Consider the following 249-nt stretch of genomic DNA (forward strand, 5'->3'; position numbering starts at 1 on the left):
TTAAACTCTGTAACATCTGTGGCCCATTTTTCATTTGGCATTGCTGCTTTAAAATTGCGCTTTAATATATTAGGCGCTATTTTTCCTTGTTCCCCTTTATATGATTTATACTTTTTTAATCTAATAACCCGTTGGGTGAAATTAAATTATTTGATTTTTAATATTATTAATTGGTCTGTCAAATATAAATTTGTTAATATATTGAACCAATGTAAGTGCTGCTATTTTTGCTAATATTCTTGTTTTAAA

Annotated in this window: 1 pseudogene; it reads right to left on the reverse strand. The window is 26.5% G+C overall.

Going from position 1 to position 249, the window contains the following annotated elements:
• Positions 1-141: 141 nt before the first annotated feature.
• Positions 142-249: pseudogene (locus KHA90_RS25285) on the reverse strand (IS982 family transposase); the annotation flags it as partial.

The organism is Flavobacterium psychroterrae (assembly GCF_018380615.1).
In the GTDB taxonomy this organism is placed as follows: domain Bacteria; phylum Bacteroidota; class Bacteroidia; order Flavobacteriales; family Flavobacteriaceae; genus Flavobacterium; species Flavobacterium psychroterrae.